An 18,084-nucleotide genomic window follows, 5' to 3' on the forward strand; every position below is an offset into this window, starting at 1 on the left:
CCAATTAACAACCGCTAGTGGAACTTTTTCCCATGCTGAAGGGGGGAGGACAACCGCCAGTGGCCAGACTTCCCACGCCGAAGGCCAATTAACCTTCGCCCGTGGACTTGCTTCCCACGTCGAAGGTTCAGCTTCACAAGCGAACGGAGATATTTCCCATGCTGAAGGGAATGTTACTATCGCCAGTGGGTTTGCTTCCCACTCTGAAGGCCAATTAACAACCGCTAGTGGAACTTTTTCCCATGCTGAAGGGGGGGGGACAACCGCCAGTGGGTTTGCTTCCCACGCTCAAGGTCAAAGTACAGTTGCAAATGGAGACTTATCTCATACTGAAGGGCTTAATACAACTGCAAATGGACTACAAGGGGTTCATGTCATGGGACAAAATGGTGGTCCTAACCCGGCAGTGGATTTAGCGTTTTCATGGTATCTCATAAATGGGGCTTTAGGGGGAGTCGTTGCCAAAATACTAAATGATGGATCAGCTTGTTTTGAAGGAAATGTATCTGCTACTGTCGTTGCTCCGGTCGCCTGTGACTTTGCTGAAATGTTTGAAACCGCAGATGGTCAATCGATAGATGTTGGATATTTTGTGACATTCGATGGAGAAACCGAAAAAATACGGAAAGCCAATACAAAAGATGATTATATCGTAGGTATCACTAGTTCGAATCCTGCTGTCCTTGCCGATATTCAAGACCCTGAATGTAGCAAATACATGCTTGATGAGTGGAATCGTCCTATATACGAAGAAGTCATAATTCCGGCGGTTACAGACCAAGAAGGAAACATTCTTACGGAAGAGTATATGCAAATAAGAAAGAAATTAAATCCTTTATGGGATCCATCTAACCAATGTCGGTCAAGATTAGAAAAACCCGAATGGGTCGCAGTAGGTCTCGTTGGGAAACTTCTTGTTCGAGATGATGGAACATGCCGAGCCGGTGGATATTGCAAACCAAACGAGGAAGGGATTGCAACAACTACAGACAAAGGTTACAGGGTTATGAAACGTACCACACCAAATCAAATCTTAGTTTTGATTAAATAATAAATCAACTAAATTTACTTCAATGGTTTATTTAAAAGAGAAGCCTATCAAAAGATAGACTTCTTAGAGTGTAGACAAGCTCCTTTTTCAAGTAGTTATTTGAAGAAAAAGGAGCTTTTTTCTTTTTAGTAGCATATTTAGTTGTTTGTGTTGAAAAAACACGCCATATATTGATGAGTTAGTAATTATAAAAAACGGCTATCGACTTTGTCGACAGCCTGGAATGAGGTTTGATGGAACCTCATTTTTTTCGATGATACTATATATAAGGGTGCGTTAGTGCAATAAGCACAGCTTAACAAATCTGTATAAATATTAATGAGTATACAATCACACTATGAATAATGATTCGAAATTACTAATGAACATACTGCCGGAACATGCATCAATTAATTGCCAGATACATCTGGTTTTGAAAATTTCTTTAGGAATAAGTTAAATTTATTCATTTCTTCTTTCTCTTCCTTCTCTGATCCAACAATTCAGCAGCTCTTCGTTGTTTTTCCCGACTCGTATTAATGTAAAGAAGAGAAATATCCGATTGTGTATGCCCTAGTTGATTCATAATTAAGGGTATGTCGCCACCCGTTTGCTCGGCTAAATTGGTGGCATAAGTATGACGAAGCTTATGAGGCGACATTCGTTTATCAAATGACCTGGTATATTTATACACAATATCTTCTATGGCCCGATTTGTGAGAGGTTTGGTTTCACCTTTATAAAACTTTACAAAAATATATTCATTTTCACTGTCACTTGCTTTGTATCTTTCATTTCTAACAGTTAAGTAATTGTTCAAATCTTGAAGGGAAGAGGGAGTGATAGAAACCGTATCCTTTTTCCCTCCTTTACGAATCACTCTTATTTCTTTAGAAGTAAAATCAATGTCCTTAAGTCGTAAATTGGATAGTTCATTGACCCTTATACCAGTTCCTAAGAAAAGGGAAAGGATTGCCAAGTCACGCTCTTTATCCCGTTTAAAATACTTCATTTGAGCAGGGGAGAGAGAAGCTTTATACTCATTTTGAATGTAATCTAAAAATTCAATATCCGCATCATCTATAAATATTTTTTCTGTAATTTTACTGGCACGTTCATTAAATGTCTCGGATACTTTCTTTATCGGTATCTTGGCCATTACATTTCTTTCAAAGTAAGGTTTTCCTAAGGTAATCTCCGACTCAACAGTTAGATATTTAAAGAGAGAGAGGAGAGAGGACTTATGACGATTAAAAATAGCCGAAATTAGCCATAACATAACTATTTCTATTCCTACTCCCTTCTTTTGAAGAACGTAAGAATCAGACCGTATACCGCTTGAATCATTACTCAGAGAGGAATTAAATACACAATAATATTTATACATATTTGTTAAGCTGTACTTATTAAACTAACTGGGGTTAGTTTAATAAAGATAATGGTAAAATGATAAAAAAAAGTAAAATAAAGGTAATTCAATTTAAAATGTTAAGGTGAAAGTAGGTAATGGCAATATGTCAGAAAACGAATTATTCTCAAATAAGGCACCTAATGTTTATGAAATATATTCAAAAATCCTTGATTTAGTAAAAGAAATAGGACCATTTGAAATTGAGTTAAAAAAGACTTCTATTCATCTTTTGAATAAATCTTCCTTTGGAGGAGTTCATCCAAAAAAGAAATGGTTAGATTTTAATTTAGTATCAAATCATCACATTGAACACGAGAAAATCACAAAAATTGAACAAGTTTCCCGAAACAGATTTCACAATAACTTTAGATTCGAAAGTGTAGATGACCTCAATCAAGAGTTTTTAATTTTTTTAAAACAATCATATCAATTGATGGGTTAGTAAGAGAAATCAAATATATTACCAAATGAACAGCATTTTCTTGGGATGGTTAATTATCTGTACTAATAATGCTCCCCTTACTGCTATTATTGGTTCATTATTAATCGTTTTACGATTGGATTCTTAATATCAGTAACTGTTCTTCCTATGTACGGTTGGACCAACGGAATTTTTATAGGGTTGTTAATTAGCCTTGGTTTTATAGGCATGGCAAAGTTAAAATTCAAGTTTACAAGTACGGGAGCGCATATAAGGCATGGGCATCAACAGGAAAGATATATATCTGGAAGTTACGGGAAGAAGGGGGAAGCAAAGAAAAAGGGGATGTCCAGAAGATCACTAAATCTGACTTTCTGGATATCCCTTTAGCGATATTAAGAATACAAAGATTGACTTTTTTCAGTGATTTCTGAGTGCTCCTGTATAGTATTTTTTTCATTTGCAAAGGGGTCGTACATTTTTTCTCGAATAAACAGAGCAGGAAGGACCCCACTTAATGCATAAGATATGCCTAGCAAAGCAAACCCAAATCCAATTGAAGTACTTTCCGCTATAATTCCGATTAAGATGGGTGCAATGGCTGCCCCGAATCGTCCTATATTATATGAACTGCCGACAGCTGTACCCCGAATTTGGGTTGGGAAGCTTTCATTCATGTATGTGGCAATGACCGCGTATGGAACACCGTAAAGGAATCCTAATATTGTAAGCAATACAATAATATTATCGGGTGTATTATAATAATTAATAACTGGCAAGGCAATAGCGGTTGATAAACCTCCAAAAACAAACATAACACGACGACCGAATTTATCAGCCAACCAACCTGTAATAACCTTACCTAAGATCATAGCTGTGTATGTTCCAACGAGATAACTTGTCATCTTCGTATAGTTAAAATCTAATTCACTTACTATATAAGTAGGCAGCCAGACACCAACACCAAAATAACCGAACTGTAAAAAGATTGAGGTTATTGTCCATAAAAGGAAAGTACTTCTCGTTTTTGGATCTTTGAATAAGGTAGCCCATTCGTTTTTCTTGACTGTTTTTGCCTTAGGTTCTTTTTCCTTCCATCCATTAGGTTCTGGAATCTTATATGCTATAAAGATAGCAAGAAAGATAGGGATAATATTTACTAAGTAAAGTGGCCGCCAGCCAAAATTCGGCAACAACAACCCGGCCAATACAGTTATGGCCAAAAATCCTACTGAATAGGCTGCTTGGAGGGAGCCAAGGATTGTCGTTCGTTTTTTTGTTGGAACATATTCAGCCATAAGCATAGTAATGACTGTATATTCCGCACCTATCCCTATAGCTGAAATGGTCCGAACAACTAGAAACTGTTCGTATGTTTGTACAAAGCCTAGTAAAGTCGTACCAACAGAGAAAACGACCATCATCACAGCTGCGATACGGACCCGGCCATATCGATCTGATAACCACCCGCCAGAAATGCCGCCAATTGCCATACCTATTAAAGACCACGTTCCTAGTAAACCCGCTTCGGCTTTGCTAATATGAAATTCCTCCATGAGACTGGGAATCGATAAGGAAAGAATTTGCATATCCATACCATCAAAAATGAGGCTCACAAAACATATGACGAATACGATCTTCCAATTCCGATTTGAATTACTCTTTATCACTATATCACCTGCTTTTTTAGTTGCCTTGTGTAATGTAATTGTCTTTCATGAGTAGCTATTTATATACTTGCAGAAAATTTTCACAAAGTAAAAAAAATCTAATATAAAGCGCTTTCTAAAATTAATTTCTTTGTTTCAGTGCTTACTTTCAAGTATCTTTACTATCAATTCAATTTCATTTTTACTTACCTTGATAAAGCGTAAGATGGAATAAAAAAGGCAGAACAAAAAGACACAGGAAGAGTAAAAAAGGAAGAAGTGAAAATAAATCCACTTCAAGTCCTTTTTATTTTAAATTGGGGTTACAAGTAAAGTTGGGATAACCAATGAATCATATACTACCTTTTTTTCCTTGAACTTCGCCTGTCCATTTTCAAAAACAATGGTATCAATATATTTCCCCACATTATATACTTCAGAATATCCATTGAGTCGAGTTTGAAAAACGGCATAATTAGTATAAACCGTATAGACATCTTCTTCCTGGTTAGTAATCCGGATGCTGCTTACAATGTGGCGGTATACGTGCTTTTCAAAAATATTGGCTTGACGGTGCGCCGTGACTCGATCCTTTAGCATCCCTTTACTATCACAATAGATAATCGAAGCAGGTAGATTTTGTTCATAATTCTCCCGCGAAATAATTTGATAGAGACAATCTTCTGTAAAAAACTCCGGCCATTCCTCTAGATGGTCACCATCAATGCATTGCACATAGGCATGAATAAGTTCCTCAATTTCATCCTTAACTATAACTTTATTTAACTCTTTCAAATGTAATTCTTTCATCCCATCTCATCCTTTCCTCTCTTAATAATCCATGAATTGTTTATAATTCTTCCAAAAACCGCGGATGGAGCTTTCTGTTGCTCGGAAAGACTGGCTTTCTACCCCTGTTCCTCCCATTTCGATAAACGAGAGTTCTTTTTCTTCACCTACTATTCCTTTTTGAACTAATTCTCCAACTCCTCCATCCTCTAGGGATACAAAGCCTGCAGGCCCTACCAAATTTGATTGCTTCAAGCGAATTTTTGTCATTTCCTCATCATCGTCAGCGAAGCCAAGGTAGGTCCAAACCAATTCACAGGAATCTGTCCCTTTTGGGAGAAGTTGACGAATGGCCAAAGCATTATGAATTTGCTGAACAACCATATTTGGAAATAATGATTGAATCGCTAAAGTAATCCCATCAATAAATTCATTACGACCTACTAGGAGTGAAGGGTCCTCCAGTTGATACTTGGAAGAATAAGAACGCAAATCAGAGTTCTTGTAAATGTCTGTGTCTTCATTAAGGCTTCCATATGTATAGCTGACATGATGGCGGCCAGTTGGATCTAAATCAATTCCACCTTGCTGTGACAAACGATTTACACCGAAGGTAGAGAAAAAGAGATGCAACAGGCTGGCATGGTAGGAATCCTTCACATTTTCAAAATAAAGCTTCCAATTATTTTTCATTTCCTGACGTTGATAACCAAGAATTTTTACAGGCCTGCTGAATATCCGAGACAAATAGCTGCACATTTTTTCTCCTAAATAATCTTGTATCGGTTCAATTTGATGGTCAAAAGAACCAAAGATTATACCTAAATGAGTATCTACCTTCAACTTTTTTAACGAATGTTTGCCCACGTCGAATCCTTCCGGCATTCCACCCTGTCCATTCACTCCATTTTTGAAGGGGACGCCTTTTAAATCGCCTTTCATATCATAGGTCCATGCATGATAGACACAAGTCAATGTTTTGGCATTCCCACATTTGTCCATACAAACCGTAGCACCTCGATGTGCACAGCGATTGACGAAAGCATAAATGGAACCGTCTCCATCACGGGTTACAACAACAGGTGTGTCTCCTACAAAGGTTGTTTTATAATCACCTTTATTTGGGATTTCTACTTCTAAGCCCAAATAGTTCCATGTTGATCCTCTAAAAATGTTGTCCATTTCTCTTTTGTAAATGTCGGGATCAGTATAAACCTGATAAGGCACTCTGGATACTCCTTCCTCAGGCCAGATTAAAGTATGTCTTTTTTGTTCATTTGCAATTGTCATTAGACTCAAACCCCTTTCATTGTTTTTTTATAGTAACTATCGGATTTCTTGGATTTTACATTACAAAGCAGTTGAATGGTTTTCAATAAACCGGATGGATCTGCTATTCCTTTACCGGCAATATCTGGTGCGCTTCCATGACCAATTGATGAAAAAAGGACCGGTGTACCAATTGTAAGCGCAGAAATTTGTTTAAACGCTTTCATTTTCATGGGAATATGAGCTTGATCATGATACATGGCCAGATAAATATCGTAATGACCCATTTCAGCAAACAGAATATCGCTGCCAAAAGGTCCCTGAACATCCATACTAGCCTCTTTGGCCTGGGTAATAGCAGGGATAATTTCACATTGTTCCTCTACTCCATATAATCCACCCTCACTAGCGTGAGGATTTAAACCCGCTACAGCTATTTTGGGATCATGAATCCCCAACATTTTTCCTGCATGATGGGAAGCCTGAATTGCCTTAAAGATAAGAGGATGCTTGATCAGCTCTAATGCTCTTTTCATTGGAACATGGAGGGTAACGTTAACAACACGAAAATGGTCACTGACCAACATCAAAAACGTTTCTTCTTCCTTCGTGTTGGTTAGCTGAGCAATTAAACTTGGATAACCATCAAAGAAAAGACCTGCTTTTTCGACCGCTGATTTTGTATGTGGTCCACCTATTACAGCATCTACTTCACCTTTTACCGCTAAATCTACAGCTAGTTTTGTATAATCCACCATGGCCTTCCCGGTCATGGAGTCCCCTTCTCCGAATTGAAATCGGTTCATATCAATCGTATCTAAATGGAAGAGATCAATTACTCCCGGGGTAAATTTCGCATTGCTTATCTTCGTGATTGGATTTAATTGAAGTGGGAGTTTAAGTCTTTCTAAGTAAAAGGAAAGAATATTGAGATCCCCAATCAATACTGGTTTACAAGATCTATATACCGCTTCGTCTTGTAAAGCCTTTAAGCAAATTTCTGGACCAATTCCGGAAGCATCTCCAATCGTAATTGCTAACACTGGTTTTAAAGAATGATCTATTTGAAACACCCCCTTTTTGTCAATTTCGAATAATCATAATATTGAGTTATTCATATTTGCATTATAAAATTAATTCATGTATTAAAAACACAAGTTTTTCGCTATCCGAAAAACAGTGGATATTTTTTCAAAATTTTTTTTGGAGGAAAGAAAAAATGGGACAACCTGAATTGCTTGCTTCCGTTCAGAATGCAATAAGAATTATGAGGGAGTTTTCCTTTAATGAACCCATGCTAGGAGTTACGGAGTTAAGTAATAGGTTAGGATTATCAAAGAGTGCGGTATACCGGATTTTACAAACTTTATGTGCAGAGGGCGTCCTTCAACAAAACCCGAAAACGCGTAAATACTACCTGGGTATCACAGCTTTTGAGATTGGATGTGTCGTATATCACGATATTGAAGTGTGTAATGTGGCATATCCTTTACTAAACAAACTGATGACCTCCGTTCGCGGTGTGATCCAACTAGTGATGTATGACCGCGGTAGTGTTGTATATTTGCTTAAACTACCTGAGGATCGTGAAACACAAGTTTTCAACCGAATGGGTAAGCGTGTTCCTGCTTATACTACGGCTTCCGGTAAAGTCTTATTAGCCTTTCAGTATGAAAAAGAGAGGACAAGAGTTTGTTCCGGGAAACTCCAATCATTCACATCTAATACCATCACCGATCGAAAAGAGCTTGAAAAAGAATTAGAAATGATTAAAGAAAACGGTTATGCCTTATCTAAAGAAGAATACAGACTGGGTATATACTCTGTAGCAGTGCCTATATTTGATGAAGTGACCAAACAAATTATTGCTGCCATTAGTATCACTGGACCAAAAGAATGGTTCTCCTTTTCTGAAATACAGGATAATGTAAAGAAGATGAAATTTTATAGTCGTTTAATCTCCGAACAGCTTAGCCCTAGAGAAGGAGGAGTATATTCCGTTCAATGGGATTTCAAAGGATATTGATAAACGTAGTTCTGGTAATAAGCGCGGATTAGAAACATTAGAATCAGCCACCGTCTCTCATCCCAAGTATGATTGAGCATGCATTGAAAGATGGTATATCAGCTGACTATGTATTTATGGATACTTGGTTTACCCAACAACCTCTCATCCAATCTATTATAGATATCGAGTTGGATGTGATTGGTATGGTCAAGAATACCAATCAACGATATTTTTAGTTGATAACTAAAGTCATTAAAAGAGCTCTATTGGTTTCCGTATTCTCTTGATATTATATTTTGATAATTCCCCCAACCTAATTAAGGAAGGGGGAGGGCTTTACTAAAAAGGAACTACACCAAGCTTACTTTCTAAGTCTTCCTTTTCCTTTGTAAGGCTACTATTTCATCTAGCGATTTTTGGTTGGTCATCTATTCCTTCCTCGTAGGCTGTACCTTTCCATCTACACCATCGCATATAGGTTTAATCAATCAGATTTTGTAAGCTGAAATGAAATATGAACTATTAATAACAATAGATTATTTCTAATATAAATTTTTATATTCTTCAATTGATAGAAAAAATCTATTGTACAATTTATGATTTATAAGATAAAATGCCAATAGTTAAAAATTCAGAATATTTTAAAAATATCATTACAAATTGAAAGGAGGGTTCAAGCTTTCATAAGGAGCAGCGAAGCATTCCAACAATTTAGTACAGGGAGAAGTATAATGCAAAAAGCTGAGAAATCACCAACAGTATGCCTAAAGCAACTATAAAGAAAGGATGGAAAGTTCCTCGGAACATTCTCTATCCGTCGGTAACATTGTTGATTATTTTGACAGTATGAGAAATACTCGGACAAATGAAGTTAATTGATCCATTTATGTTAATCTAGCATATGTAGTTGTATTAATGGTACTATCGGTGTTTTTAACGGAGCTATTAAAGGCTTTCGAAAAGAAATTGGCACCATGGCGGAATTTATAGTTGTATAAGGTATTCAGGTGATGCTTTGGGATCTCTACTTGAAAAATTCAATTTCATATTTACATTTTATCTTAGACCTCGGTCGGATAAAGATGAACAGGTAAAAATAGAAATACAGTGTAACTAGCATTCTGAAACAATGTCAATCAATCAGATTTTGTGAGCGAAAGAAAATACAATAGATTATTTCTAATATACACTTTTATTTTCTTCGATTAATAGGAAAAATCTATTTTACAATTTAATGATTTATATTATAAAATGTCAATAATCGGAAAATTTAAAATATTAAAAATATATTCTGGCTTTTTTGAATAAGAAAGCGCTTATATTTTTAGGAGAAAGGAGTGGCAACTCATTGTTCAAAAAGATTATGGCATTGCTGCTTTAGTTACAACCTTACTTTAATTGCGAGGTGGGTTTCCCAACTAGAAAAATATTTGACAATCTTTTTATTCATTTTATTTCGTCTGTTCAATAGGAATTTTCTATTTTAAAAATAGAAAATTCCATTTACAATAAATAAAAAAGGACAGGTGAGATGAAATGGATTTAAAAAATGTGTATACCTTCGTAACAGTCGCTAGAAAAATGAGTTTTGCCGAAACTGCTCATTTTTTACATTTGAGCCAGCCATCTGTTACATCACGTATCCAAACATTAGAGCAAGAATTAGGAAAATCATTGTTTATCCGAAGCAAACGTGCTATTAAGCTGACAAAGGAGGGTGAAGCCTTTCTTCCTTATGCATTAAAATTGCTGGAAATAGAAAGTATTGTTAAAGACAAGCTGTCTAGCTTGAACGTAACCTTGGAAGGAAAAGTGACCATCGGGGCGACTGCTTTATGGTCGGTATACATTCTCCCAGCTATATTAGGTAATATTCTTAAAAATTATCCTGGAATTGAGTTGCAGATGTTGACTGGTAATACGGTTCAAATTACACAAATGCTCATGCAGGATCAAATAGACATAGGACTGGTGTCTTCAAAAGTAAAAAAACAGGAAGTAAAACAATATAGTTTATCATCCTACGAGTTAAGTGTGGTGTGCAGCCCTGATCATTCTTTCGCAGAAAGAAAAGTAGATATGAAAGAACTGTTAAAAGCTCCAATGGTAACGTATCAACAAAAATCAGACGCTTGGTCGCAAATTAGGAAAATTTATTCTGAACATGGTGCAACGCTAAATGTTGTAATGGAGTTAAATCAGATTGAAGCAGCAAAGCAAATGGTTAGGTACTCATCATTTATTTGTATATTACCAACCATTAGCATAAAGGAAGAATTAGAAAAGGGATTGCTGAAAAAAGTGGAGGTGACAGATTTTCCTCCTATTAAAGAAAACTTATCGATAATTACATTAGAGCGTAAAGAATCCTATCAAATTGTTGCGCTATTAATGGATCATTTAAAAGAAACAATTGGAAATCAAGAATATCTATAGGTAATCGAAAAAATTAAATATTGGAGGAGAAAAAATGTTATCAAAAGAAAATAACGAAATGTTAACGAAAACAGGTCCAAATACACCTATGGGAAAACTTTTTAGAAGATATTGGATTCCGGCTTTGATTTCTACTGAATTGCCAAAGCCGAATTGTACCCCGGTAAAAATTAAATTACTGGGAGAAGAGCTGTTGGCTTTTCGCGATACAGAAGGGAAGGTAGGCATAATAGATGAGTTCTGTCCTCATCGTAAAGTGTCATTGTATTTTGGCCGAAATGAAGAATGCGGGATTCGCTGCGTTTACCACGGATGGAAATTTAATGTAAATGGAGAATGTGTAGATATGCCATCTGAACCACCTTCAAGCAATTTTAAACACAAGGTGCATATCAAATCTTATCCTTGTCGTGAACGGGGAGGGGTGATTTGGACATATATGGGTCCGAAAGAATTGATGCCCGAGTTACCTGAAATTGAATGGAATTTAGTACCCGATAGTCACCGTTATATGACAAGGAAAATTCAATTCAATAATTATTTCCAGGCGATAGAGGGCGGATTAGATTCAAGTCATATCTCTTTCCTTCACAGAGGTGCGGGCGGGCAAGGGTTTATGGGTCTAAAAAAGACAGCTGAAAGTAAGGTAGCAAACTACCTGACTCAAGATACTGCTCCGAAATTTGAAGTGGAAAAAACGGATTATGGTATGTTGGTGGGGGCCTACCGTCATGCCGAAGAAGGAAATCTTTATTACCGAATTACGCAATTCTTATTGCCTTGGTATACGATGATTCCTCCTTTTGAAGATACGCCAAGAGGTGCTCATGCATGGGTGCCAATGGATGATGAAAATGTTTATACATGGAATATTAATTGGAATCCAACCCGTCCTCTAACAGAACATGAAATTAAGGTGTTGAAGAGTGGCAGGGGGATTCATATGGAACTGATTCCAGGCACTTTAAAAGCAAAACAAAATAAAGAAAATGACTATTTAATTGACCGGGAGCTGCAGGCAAGCGGACAATCCTATACCGGAATACTTGGTATTCAGGCTCAGGACAGTGCGGTACAGGAATCACAAGGACTTATTGCTGACAGGACACAAGAACGTCTTGGGTCAAGTGATACAGCGATTATTACGGCACGTAGAATTATGCTCAAAGCAGCGCAGGACCTTCAAGAGGGTAATACCCCTCCGGCACTGAGTACTGAAACGCACCGTGTTCGATCTGCATCAGTTGTTTTACCGGAAGGGATTCCATTTCAAATAGGAGCTAAGGATGTTTTAATCTTAACAGATGAAGACTATATAAGAGCTGAAGAGACAGACAAAGAATCCCTTTTACATCACAATGAAACAGACTCGATGCAGGACGTAAAATAAAATGTTTAAAATATTCATAATATTCTAAATAAATAATAAAGGTGGAGTTATTTTTGAAAGAAAAAATATTGGCCGCTGTACAGTCAGGTGAAAAAGAAACAATAGTGAGGACATTTGATATTCCGGATATTCCTGACGATGCAGGATTATTAAGAGTAGAGGTATCTGGTGTTTGCGGCAGCGATTGGCCAGACTATAAAAAATATAATGGGGATAGAATATTGGGCCATGAAATAGTTGGCTATATAGAAAAGGTCGGTAAGTTTGCTGCCGAACGTTGGGGAGTGAAAGAAGGCGATCGTGTCGCACTGGAAGAATATCTTCCGTGCGGACACTGTTCTCGCTGCCGGTCGGGGGAATTTCGTTTATGTGCAGCCACCGACAAATGGAATGGTGGTATACGTTTCGGGCACACACCCATTACTGAAGCTCCGTCTTTATGGGGAGGATACAGTCAATTTTTATATTTGCATCCGAACTCTGTCTTTCACAAAGTTCCAGAGCATATTCCTGCTAGGGAGGCTGCTTTAGCTTTACCGTTGGGTAATGGTATTGAATGGACTGTAAATGAAGGGGGTGCTGGTCCTGGAAAAACAGTTCTCATACAAGGTCCTGGCCAACAGGGACTGGGTTGTGTCCTTGCTGCAAAACAAGCCGGAACGGATTGTATTATTGTAAGCGGGCTCACAGCAGATAAAGAAAAGCTGGAATTAGCCAGAAAGTTTGGAGCTGATTTTACAATTGATGTTCAGAAAGAAGATATAGTTGAACGAGTGAAAGAGATAACGAGAGGCGAAATGGCTGATATAGTAATCGATGTTGCATCAGGCGGTCCAAGTACAGTCACGCTGGCAATAGAGTTAGTAAAAATAAAAGGAACAATCATTATTGCAGGAAAAAAACATCAAGAAATACCTGGTTTTTACAGTGATAAATTAATGTCTAAATGCATCACAATCAAGGGTGTTCGGGGACACAGTTATAAATCGGTTGAACGTGCACTGCAAATGATTGCATCTAGTAAATATCCTATAGGCGAGATGTGCACCCATGACTTTGGATTAAATGAGGTTGATAAGGCATTAAAAACAGTTGGTGGAGAAGGAGAAAAGGGAGCTATTCATGTTACTGTAAATCCTTGGGATTGATATCTAGCAGAAGATATATGATTAAATTGTAGATGGGGGTGTATGGGTTCACAACCCTCTACAATATATTCTCCGTTACCATTTTCATCCGGTCACTATTCATTAAATATAGGGGGAAGTCGTTAATGATAAAGGAGCATGAGTTAGAACACCTAATGCGTTCATATTTTCGTAATAAAACGGTTGCAATCATGGGGTACGATGAACAAGGCTATGAACATGCTAAAAAGTTACGGGAACTGAACGCAGAAGTTTTGGTTGTCTTAAGGGATGGTACTGAGGATGCACATTGGAGAAAAGAAGGATTTGAGATTTTACCACTCTGGGAAGCTGTTGATAAAGCAAATATACTGCAAGTTTGGTAGAAAAACGATTCACCTGATATGGTTATAATTATTTTACTGAGCGATTTGTAAAAAAATTATAACTAAAAAGTGAATTATAGGGCTGGAAGGTTAAATTTTAAAAAATATTCCAAGTTTTGCATTACAAGCCAGCAACAGTACTTAATTCAAACAAGTGAAAGGAATTAGTTAAATCATTAGTTCGCCCTACCCCAAAGGACAATAATGAAGGATTAAACAGATAAGGTATAATTTGGGGAATCAATCTGCAAAGAACATGAAAAGAGTAAGAAAGATATTATTGCAGAAGATGTTGTCGATAAGGATTATTACATTGAGTAAGAATTCTGTAAATTATTTTAGGAGGTTGAATTAGTGAAAGGCAAAAAAGTATATACAATTTTTTTCATCTGTTTAATCACCCTAATGTCTGTATTAGCTGGCTGTAAAGGAAATGAAACGACTTCAAGCTCTACTGAAAACTCTAACATTAGCAGCAAAAAAGAAATGCCAGAAAAAGTAGAGAAAATAAAAGTAGCAACTGTGTCAAATACAATAACTTTCTTGCCGTTTTATGTAGCACAAGAGAAAGGGTTTTTTAAGAAATATAATCTTGATGTGGAACTCACATCCATTGAGGGTGGAGTGGTCGCTTTGAGAGGACTACAAATAGGTGACTTACAATTTATGGCAGGTTTACCAGAATCCATAATCACTTCTGTTTCTGAAGGGTCAAACATTCAAATAATAGGGACGTTAAGTGATAAAACCTTATACTCTGTATTTGTAAGACCAGAAATCAAGAAAGTTGAAGATTTAAAAGGGAAAGCAGTAGCTGTATTGCAGCCGGGAAATGGAGTAGATATCACTATGCGTTGGTGGTTAAAACAGCATGGGCTTAAGCCAGACAAAGATGTTCGGGTTGTTTCTGCCGGAGGTACCCCTTCAAGGGTAGCTGCATTAAAAAACAATCAAGTGCAGGCAACTATACTTCAGCCACCAAATGATTTAGATGGTGAAAAGGCAGGAATGAAACGATTCGCTGTTTTAAGTGAAGAATTAACAAGCTATAACCATAGCGTCATCTCAACAAATGGGGACATTATAAAGAAACAACCTGAAGTTGTCCGCGCATTTATGGCTGCCACGGCTGATGCCATTGAATTTATAAAAGATCCGGCCAATCGTGAAGAAGCCATTGAAATCGGTATGAAATCATTTGAAACTGATAAGGAGACAACATCAAAATCACTTGATTTTGTTATAGATTCAATACCTAGCAAAGGGAAATTAAATGTTGAAGGGATTGAATGGGCGATTGAAGCTGTCGAAGAGGTTGGAAGCATTAAAAATAAGGTGCATGTTGATGATGTAATAAATGAGAGTTTTTATGCTAAGTAATTAAAAAGAGAAGGAGTCCTCGCTACCATATTAATCTCTTTCGAAAGGAGATATTTATGGAAACAATGACACTATTAATTAATGGATTTCCAAAACTTGAATGTATTCTATATAACGAATGAAGTCTAAATAAGGTTCACGCACTTAAAGATGCATCTAGATAAATTCTTGAGGGTGAATTTGTTTCAATTATTGGACTAAGTGGATATGGTAAAGTACTTTGCCCCATACCTGGGAAGGATTGATTAGACCAACTACAGGTCCGATTCTTTTCAATGGTAAGCGATTAAGGACTAGGTGGAGAGAAGGCACTGCTACAAAATTGCCCCTTGGCGGATCACATCTTAATAATAGTTTTAATTTCTTATTTTTGATAAAAGTAATTTACTAGTTGGTTAAAATCAAATGGAAGCATTATTGGCTGAGGATTAGTTTATCAATTAGTAGATTGGTACACATGCGGAAAGCCCTCACTCACGAACGAGGAGGTTGATTACCAATGTAAGAATTACCGATAGAGATGAACAATATGTATTTCTTTCCGCTAACTTTATTGTCATGCGTTATTGAAGACATGAACAAATCAGAAAGTATGTGGGTGTGTATCATTGCAAGATGGCCTTAAGGGAAGGTCAATTGAAAATAGCTGAACGAAAATTAGTTTTAGATGCAGAAGAATTAGGACAATTAGGTTCAATAAGTTTCCTGCTTTAATTGAAAGGAAAAATATAAAATATTGGGAGATTGAACATGATTCGTTATAAAAAACTTGGCTATATAGCAATTAATGTAACTGATGTAAAACGTAGTGCAATTTTTTATAGAGATATGGTTTGTCTTGATCAGGTCGGTGAAATTACAGAAGATATGGCCTTTTTTTCTTCCAGTTCAGACTATCATAATTTAATTTTAAATAAATCGCATGAACCAGGATTGAAAAGAATTGCTTTTGAACTCGAAAGTACAAAAGAGCTAGAAAGAGCTTTCGAAATGTTGGAGAGAGAGGGATATAATCCAATCGAGGTAGACAAGGAAGAGCGGGCGCTGCTTAAAATTGATAAGGCGTTTCGATTCCGTGATCCAAATGGAGTCACGTTTGAATTTTACAATAAAATGATGCAAAGAGCTGAACCTTATGAACCCAGTCCAGTCAAAGTATTGAAATTGGATCATGTTGTTCTGCGGGTGCCTAATTTTCAAGAGACCTTACACTTTTTTAATGAAGTCTTAAACTTTAAAATATCGGATACCCGGCATAAGCCAGACGGTGAAATGTATTTTGCGTTTATGCGTTGTTTTCCAAACCCTTATCATCACTCCTTTGGCATTTCTCAAGGTGACGATCTGCGTTTGTTCCATATTGCTTTTAAGGTGAAGGATATAGATGATATAGGAATCGCGCGAAACCGCTTAACCAAGTCAGATGTGCCAGTTGTTTTTGGACCTGGACGTCACATGGCTTCAGGCAGTATCTTTATGTATTATCTCGACCCTGATGGATTGACCCTTGAATATACTCTTGGCATGGAGGAATTCCCAGAAGAAAACCCGCGTGAGCCAAGAATGCTGGACAATACGTTACGCACGACTGATTTATGGGAAGGTCCGTCGGATCCGCGAATCGGCAAAGTTGGGCATGTAGAAGTTAATAGGAGTGAAGCAAATGTCTAAACCAACCATAAAAATTGGCAGTACGATGAATTTACAAACCCTTTCTTTGCTTTCTCATTCTATTGAAACCGAACAATTCGATTATATTGCAGAAACGGTCAAAAACATTGATGAATGCACAATGAAGATGATGAAGAAGGAATTTGATATTGGAGAAATGTCATTGGCAACATTCCTAAAAGTTCAGGAGCAAGATTCCGGTTTAAAGGCTTTGCCAATCTTTTCCCGGAAAATTCCCCAGGTCTACGCTTTTTGTTCTGATAATTCTGAAATTAAAAGTTATAAAGATTTAAGTGGGAAAAAAGTAGCTGTGTTTCAATACTGGGTAACCGCATCGATCTGGCATAGATTTCTATTAGCAAACCAATATGGTGTAGATCCAAAAAGTATCATATGGTGTCCACTTCGAAATGATCGAATGGAAAACATGCCATATCCAGAAAACTATCAAATAAATTGGGATTATTTAAATGGTGATCCAGCGGATCTTCTTAGAAATGGAGATATAGATTGCTTTTTTTATGCAAGAAAGCCAGATCATTTTGAAGGTCTGCGTTGGTTATTCCCTCCTTCTCCGGATGAACAAATACAAGTCATAAGGGATGCCGGTTTTATCCCAATTACTCATGTTATGGCAATAAGAGAAGACATACTTCAAAACAATCCAGAAATCATTAAGGGCATAATGAAACTATTTGAGCAGTCAAAAGAGATGGGCTATAGGGAAGTAGGACACATGAGCGGTCTATATTTGCCATTTGCCGATTGGCATCTCCACGAGACAGAATCAAGTTTCTTCTGGGAAGGGTGGAACGGCAATGGCTGGTCCAAAAACAAAGTTGTTTTAGAAATCTTTTATGAAGAATGCATCAATCAGGGCTTTATTAAAAAACCGTATCATCTATCTAACAGTTTTATTCAATACGATTATGAAAAGACGGTCATTGATATTGTGATGTAGGATAGGGACAGTCTAAAAACCTTTTTTTAAACGAAAGGGAAGATAGTTACCTTCTAAATTACTATCTGTAGATAAAGCCTTCAATTTAAAGGTGATGTTTGAACTGACCCTTGAACTACTCACCGCTTAATTCCTGACGGAATTTGAAGCGGGAGA

The 18,084-nt window shown here is 37.0% G+C and carries 15 protein-coding genes and 1 pseudogene; 11 read left to right on the top strand and 5 right to left on the bottom strand.

The window, feature by feature from the left end; all coding sequences use genetic code 11:
• Positions 1–1,051, top strand: a 1,051-nt coding sequence (locus tag F4V44_RS15715) for a peptidase G2 autoproteolytic cleavage domain-containing protein (protein ID WP_317978333.1), incomplete at its 5' end; no start/stop codon positions are given.
• A 445-nt stretch (positions 1,052–1,496) separates the two neighbouring features.
• Here the strand turns inward: F4V44_RS15715 and xerS are convergent.
• Complete coding sequence (gene xerS / locus F4V44_RS15720) at positions 1,497–2,309, bottom strand: tyrosine recombinase XerS (RefSeq protein WP_223881915.1); 813 nt, start codon at positions 2,307–2,309, stop codon at positions 1,497–1,499.
• 235 nt (positions 2,310–2,544) lie between these two features.
• Here xerS and F4V44_RS15725 point away from each other — a divergent pair, with 235 nt between their 5' ends.
• On the top strand, positions 2,545–2,883 hold the full coding sequence (locus tag F4V44_RS15725; protein ID WP_150440973.1) for a DUF5655 domain-containing protein: 339 nt from the start codon (positions 2,545–2,547) through the stop codon (positions 2,881–2,883).
• A 374-nt stretch (positions 2,884–3,257) separates the two neighbouring features.
• On the opposite strand, the gene F4V44_RS15730 is transcribed toward F4V44_RS15725, so the two are convergent.
• The 4 genes from F4V44_RS15730 to F4V44_RS15745 all read right to left on the bottom strand — a co-directional run bounded on the left by F4V44_RS15730 (position 3,258) and on the right by F4V44_RS15745 (position 7,642).
• Positions 3,258–4,532 (bottom strand): MFS transporter, encoded by a 1,275-nt coding sequence (locus F4V44_RS15730; RefSeq protein WP_223881916.1) that lies wholly within the window; start codon positions 4,530–4,532, stop codon positions 3,258–3,260.
• A gap of 291 nt (positions 4,533–4,823) precedes the next feature.
• Positions 4,824–5,321: an aromatic-ring-hydroxylating dioxygenase subunit beta gene (locus F4V44_RS15735; RefSeq protein ID WP_150440974.1), complete on the bottom strand. Its 498-nt coding sequence runs from the start codon at positions 5,319–5,321 to the stop codon at positions 4,824–4,826.
• Positions 5,322–5,342: 21 nt separating this feature from the next.
• Positions 5,343–6,590, bottom strand: coding sequence for an aromatic ring-hydroxylating dioxygenase subunit alpha (locus F4V44_RS15740; protein WP_150440975.1), 1,248 nt, complete (start codon positions 6,588–6,590; stop codon positions 5,343–5,345).
• Between the two features lie 5 nt (positions 6,591–6,595).
• The gene (locus F4V44_RS15745; protein ID WP_191090711.1) at positions 6,596–7,642 is read right to left on the bottom strand and encodes a PdxA family dehydrogenase; all 1,047 of its coding nucleotides are present in this window, start codon (positions 7,640–7,642) and stop codon (positions 6,596–6,598) included.
• A 146-nt stretch (positions 7,643–7,788) separates the two neighbouring features.
• On the opposite strand from F4V44_RS15745, the gene F4V44_RS15750 reads away from it, so the two are divergent.
• From F4V44_RS15750 to F4V44_RS15790, 9 genes and pseudogenes are all read left to right on the top strand, one after another.
• The gene (locus tag F4V44_RS15750; protein WP_150440977.1) at positions 7,789–8,595 is read left to right on the top strand and encodes an IclR family transcriptional regulator; all 807 of its coding nucleotides are present in this window, start codon (positions 7,789–7,791) and stop codon (positions 8,593–8,595) included.
• Positions 8,570–8,807: pseudogene (locus tag F4V44_RS28490) on the top strand (IS4 family transposase); the annotation flags it as partial. The gene F4V44_RS15750 and the pseudogene F4V44_RS28490, both read left to right, overlap by 26 nt.
• A 1,306-nt stretch (positions 8,808–10,113) precedes the next feature.
• Entirely contained in the window at positions 10,114–11,013 is a 900-nt protein-coding gene (locus tag F4V44_RS15755) for a LysR family transcriptional regulator (protein WP_150440978.1), read from the top strand.
• A 34-nt stretch (positions 11,014–11,047) separates the two neighbouring features.
• Positions 11,048–12,403: a Rieske 2Fe-2S domain-containing protein gene (locus tag F4V44_RS15760; protein WP_150440979.1), complete on the top strand. Its 1,356-nt coding sequence runs from the start codon at positions 11,048–11,050 to the stop codon at positions 12,401–12,403.
• A gap of 53 nt (positions 12,404–12,456) precedes the next feature.
• Positions 12,457–13,551 (top strand): zinc-dependent alcohol dehydrogenase, encoded by a 1,095-nt coding sequence (locus tag F4V44_RS15765; protein ID WP_150440980.1) that lies wholly within the window; start codon positions 12,457–12,459, stop codon positions 13,549–13,551.
• 125 nt (positions 13,552–13,676) lie between these two features.
• The gene (locus F4V44_RS15770) at positions 13,677–13,916 is read left to right on the top strand and encodes a Rossmann-fold NAD(P)-binding domain-containing protein (RefSeq protein WP_191090712.1); all 240 of its coding nucleotides are present in this window, start codon (positions 13,677–13,679) and stop codon (positions 13,914–13,916) included.
• Positions 13,917–14,270: 354 nt separating this feature from the next.
• Positions 14,271–15,296 carry an ABC transporter substrate-binding protein gene (locus F4V44_RS15775; RefSeq protein ID WP_150440982.1) on the top strand — a complete coding sequence of 342 codons (1,026 nt, stop codon included), beginning with the start codon at positions 14,271–14,273 and terminating at the stop codon, positions 15,294–15,296.
• A 750-nt stretch (positions 15,297–16,046) separates the two neighbouring features.
• Positions 16,047–16,967 carry a VOC family protein gene (locus F4V44_RS15785; protein ID WP_150440983.1) on the top strand — a complete coding sequence of 307 codons (921 nt, stop codon included), beginning with the start codon at positions 16,047–16,049 and terminating at the stop codon, positions 16,965–16,967.
• On the top strand, positions 16,960–17,928 hold the full coding sequence (locus tag F4V44_RS15790) for a substrate-binding domain-containing protein (protein WP_150440984.1): 969 nt from the start codon (positions 16,960–16,962) through the stop codon (positions 17,926–17,928). The genes F4V44_RS15785 and F4V44_RS15790 overlap by 8 nt, the downstream gene beginning before the upstream one ends.
• Positions 17,929–18,084: the final 156 nt, after the last annotated feature.

The organism is Niallia endozanthoxylica (genome assembly GCF_008710145.1).
Classification (GTDB): Bacteria; Bacillota; Bacilli; order Bacillales; family Cytobacillaceae; genus Bacillus_BD; species Bacillus_BD endozanthoxylica.

What these genes read in the sequence shown, in the direction of transcription:
- F4V44_RS15770 (WP_191090712.1), top strand. Translation starts at nt 13,677, where the DNA reads ATGATAAAGGAGCATGAGTTAGAACACCTAATGCGTTCATATTTTCGT.
- F4V44_RS15750 (WP_150440977.1), top strand. Translation starts at nt 7,789, where the DNA reads ATGGGACAACCTGAATTGCTTGCTTCCGTTCAGAATGCAATAAGAATT.
- F4V44_RS15725 (WP_150440973.1), top strand. Translation starts at nt 2,545, where the DNA reads ATGTCAGAAAACGAATTATTCTCAAATAAGGCACCTAATGTTTATGAA.
- xerS (WP_223881915.1), bottom strand. Translation starts at nt 2,309, where the DNA reads ATGTTATGGCTAATTTCGGCTATTTTTAATCGTCATAAGTCCTCTCTC.
- F4V44_RS15790 (WP_150440984.1), top strand. Translation starts at nt 16,960, where the DNA reads ATGTCTAAACCAACCATAAAAATTGGCAGTACGATGAATTTACAAACC.
- F4V44_RS15740 (WP_150440975.1), bottom strand. Translation starts at nt 6,590, where the DNA reads ATGACAATTGCAAATGAACAAAAAAGACATACTTTAATCTGGCCTGAG.
- F4V44_RS15760 (WP_150440979.1), top strand. Translation starts at nt 11,048, where the DNA reads ATGTTATCAAAAGAAAATAACGAAATGTTAACGAAAACAGGTCCAAAT.
- F4V44_RS15785 (WP_150440983.1), top strand. Translation starts at nt 16,047, where the DNA reads ATGATTCGTTATAAAAAACTTGGCTATATAGCAATTAATGTAACTGAT.
- F4V44_RS15755 (WP_150440978.1), top strand. Translation starts at nt 10,114, where the DNA reads ATGGATTTAAAAAATGTGTATACCTTCGTAACAGTCGCTAGAAAAATG.
- F4V44_RS15735 (WP_150440974.1), bottom strand. Translation starts at nt 5,321, where the DNA reads ATGAAAGAATTACATTTGAAAGAGTTAAATAAAGTTATAGTTAAGGAT.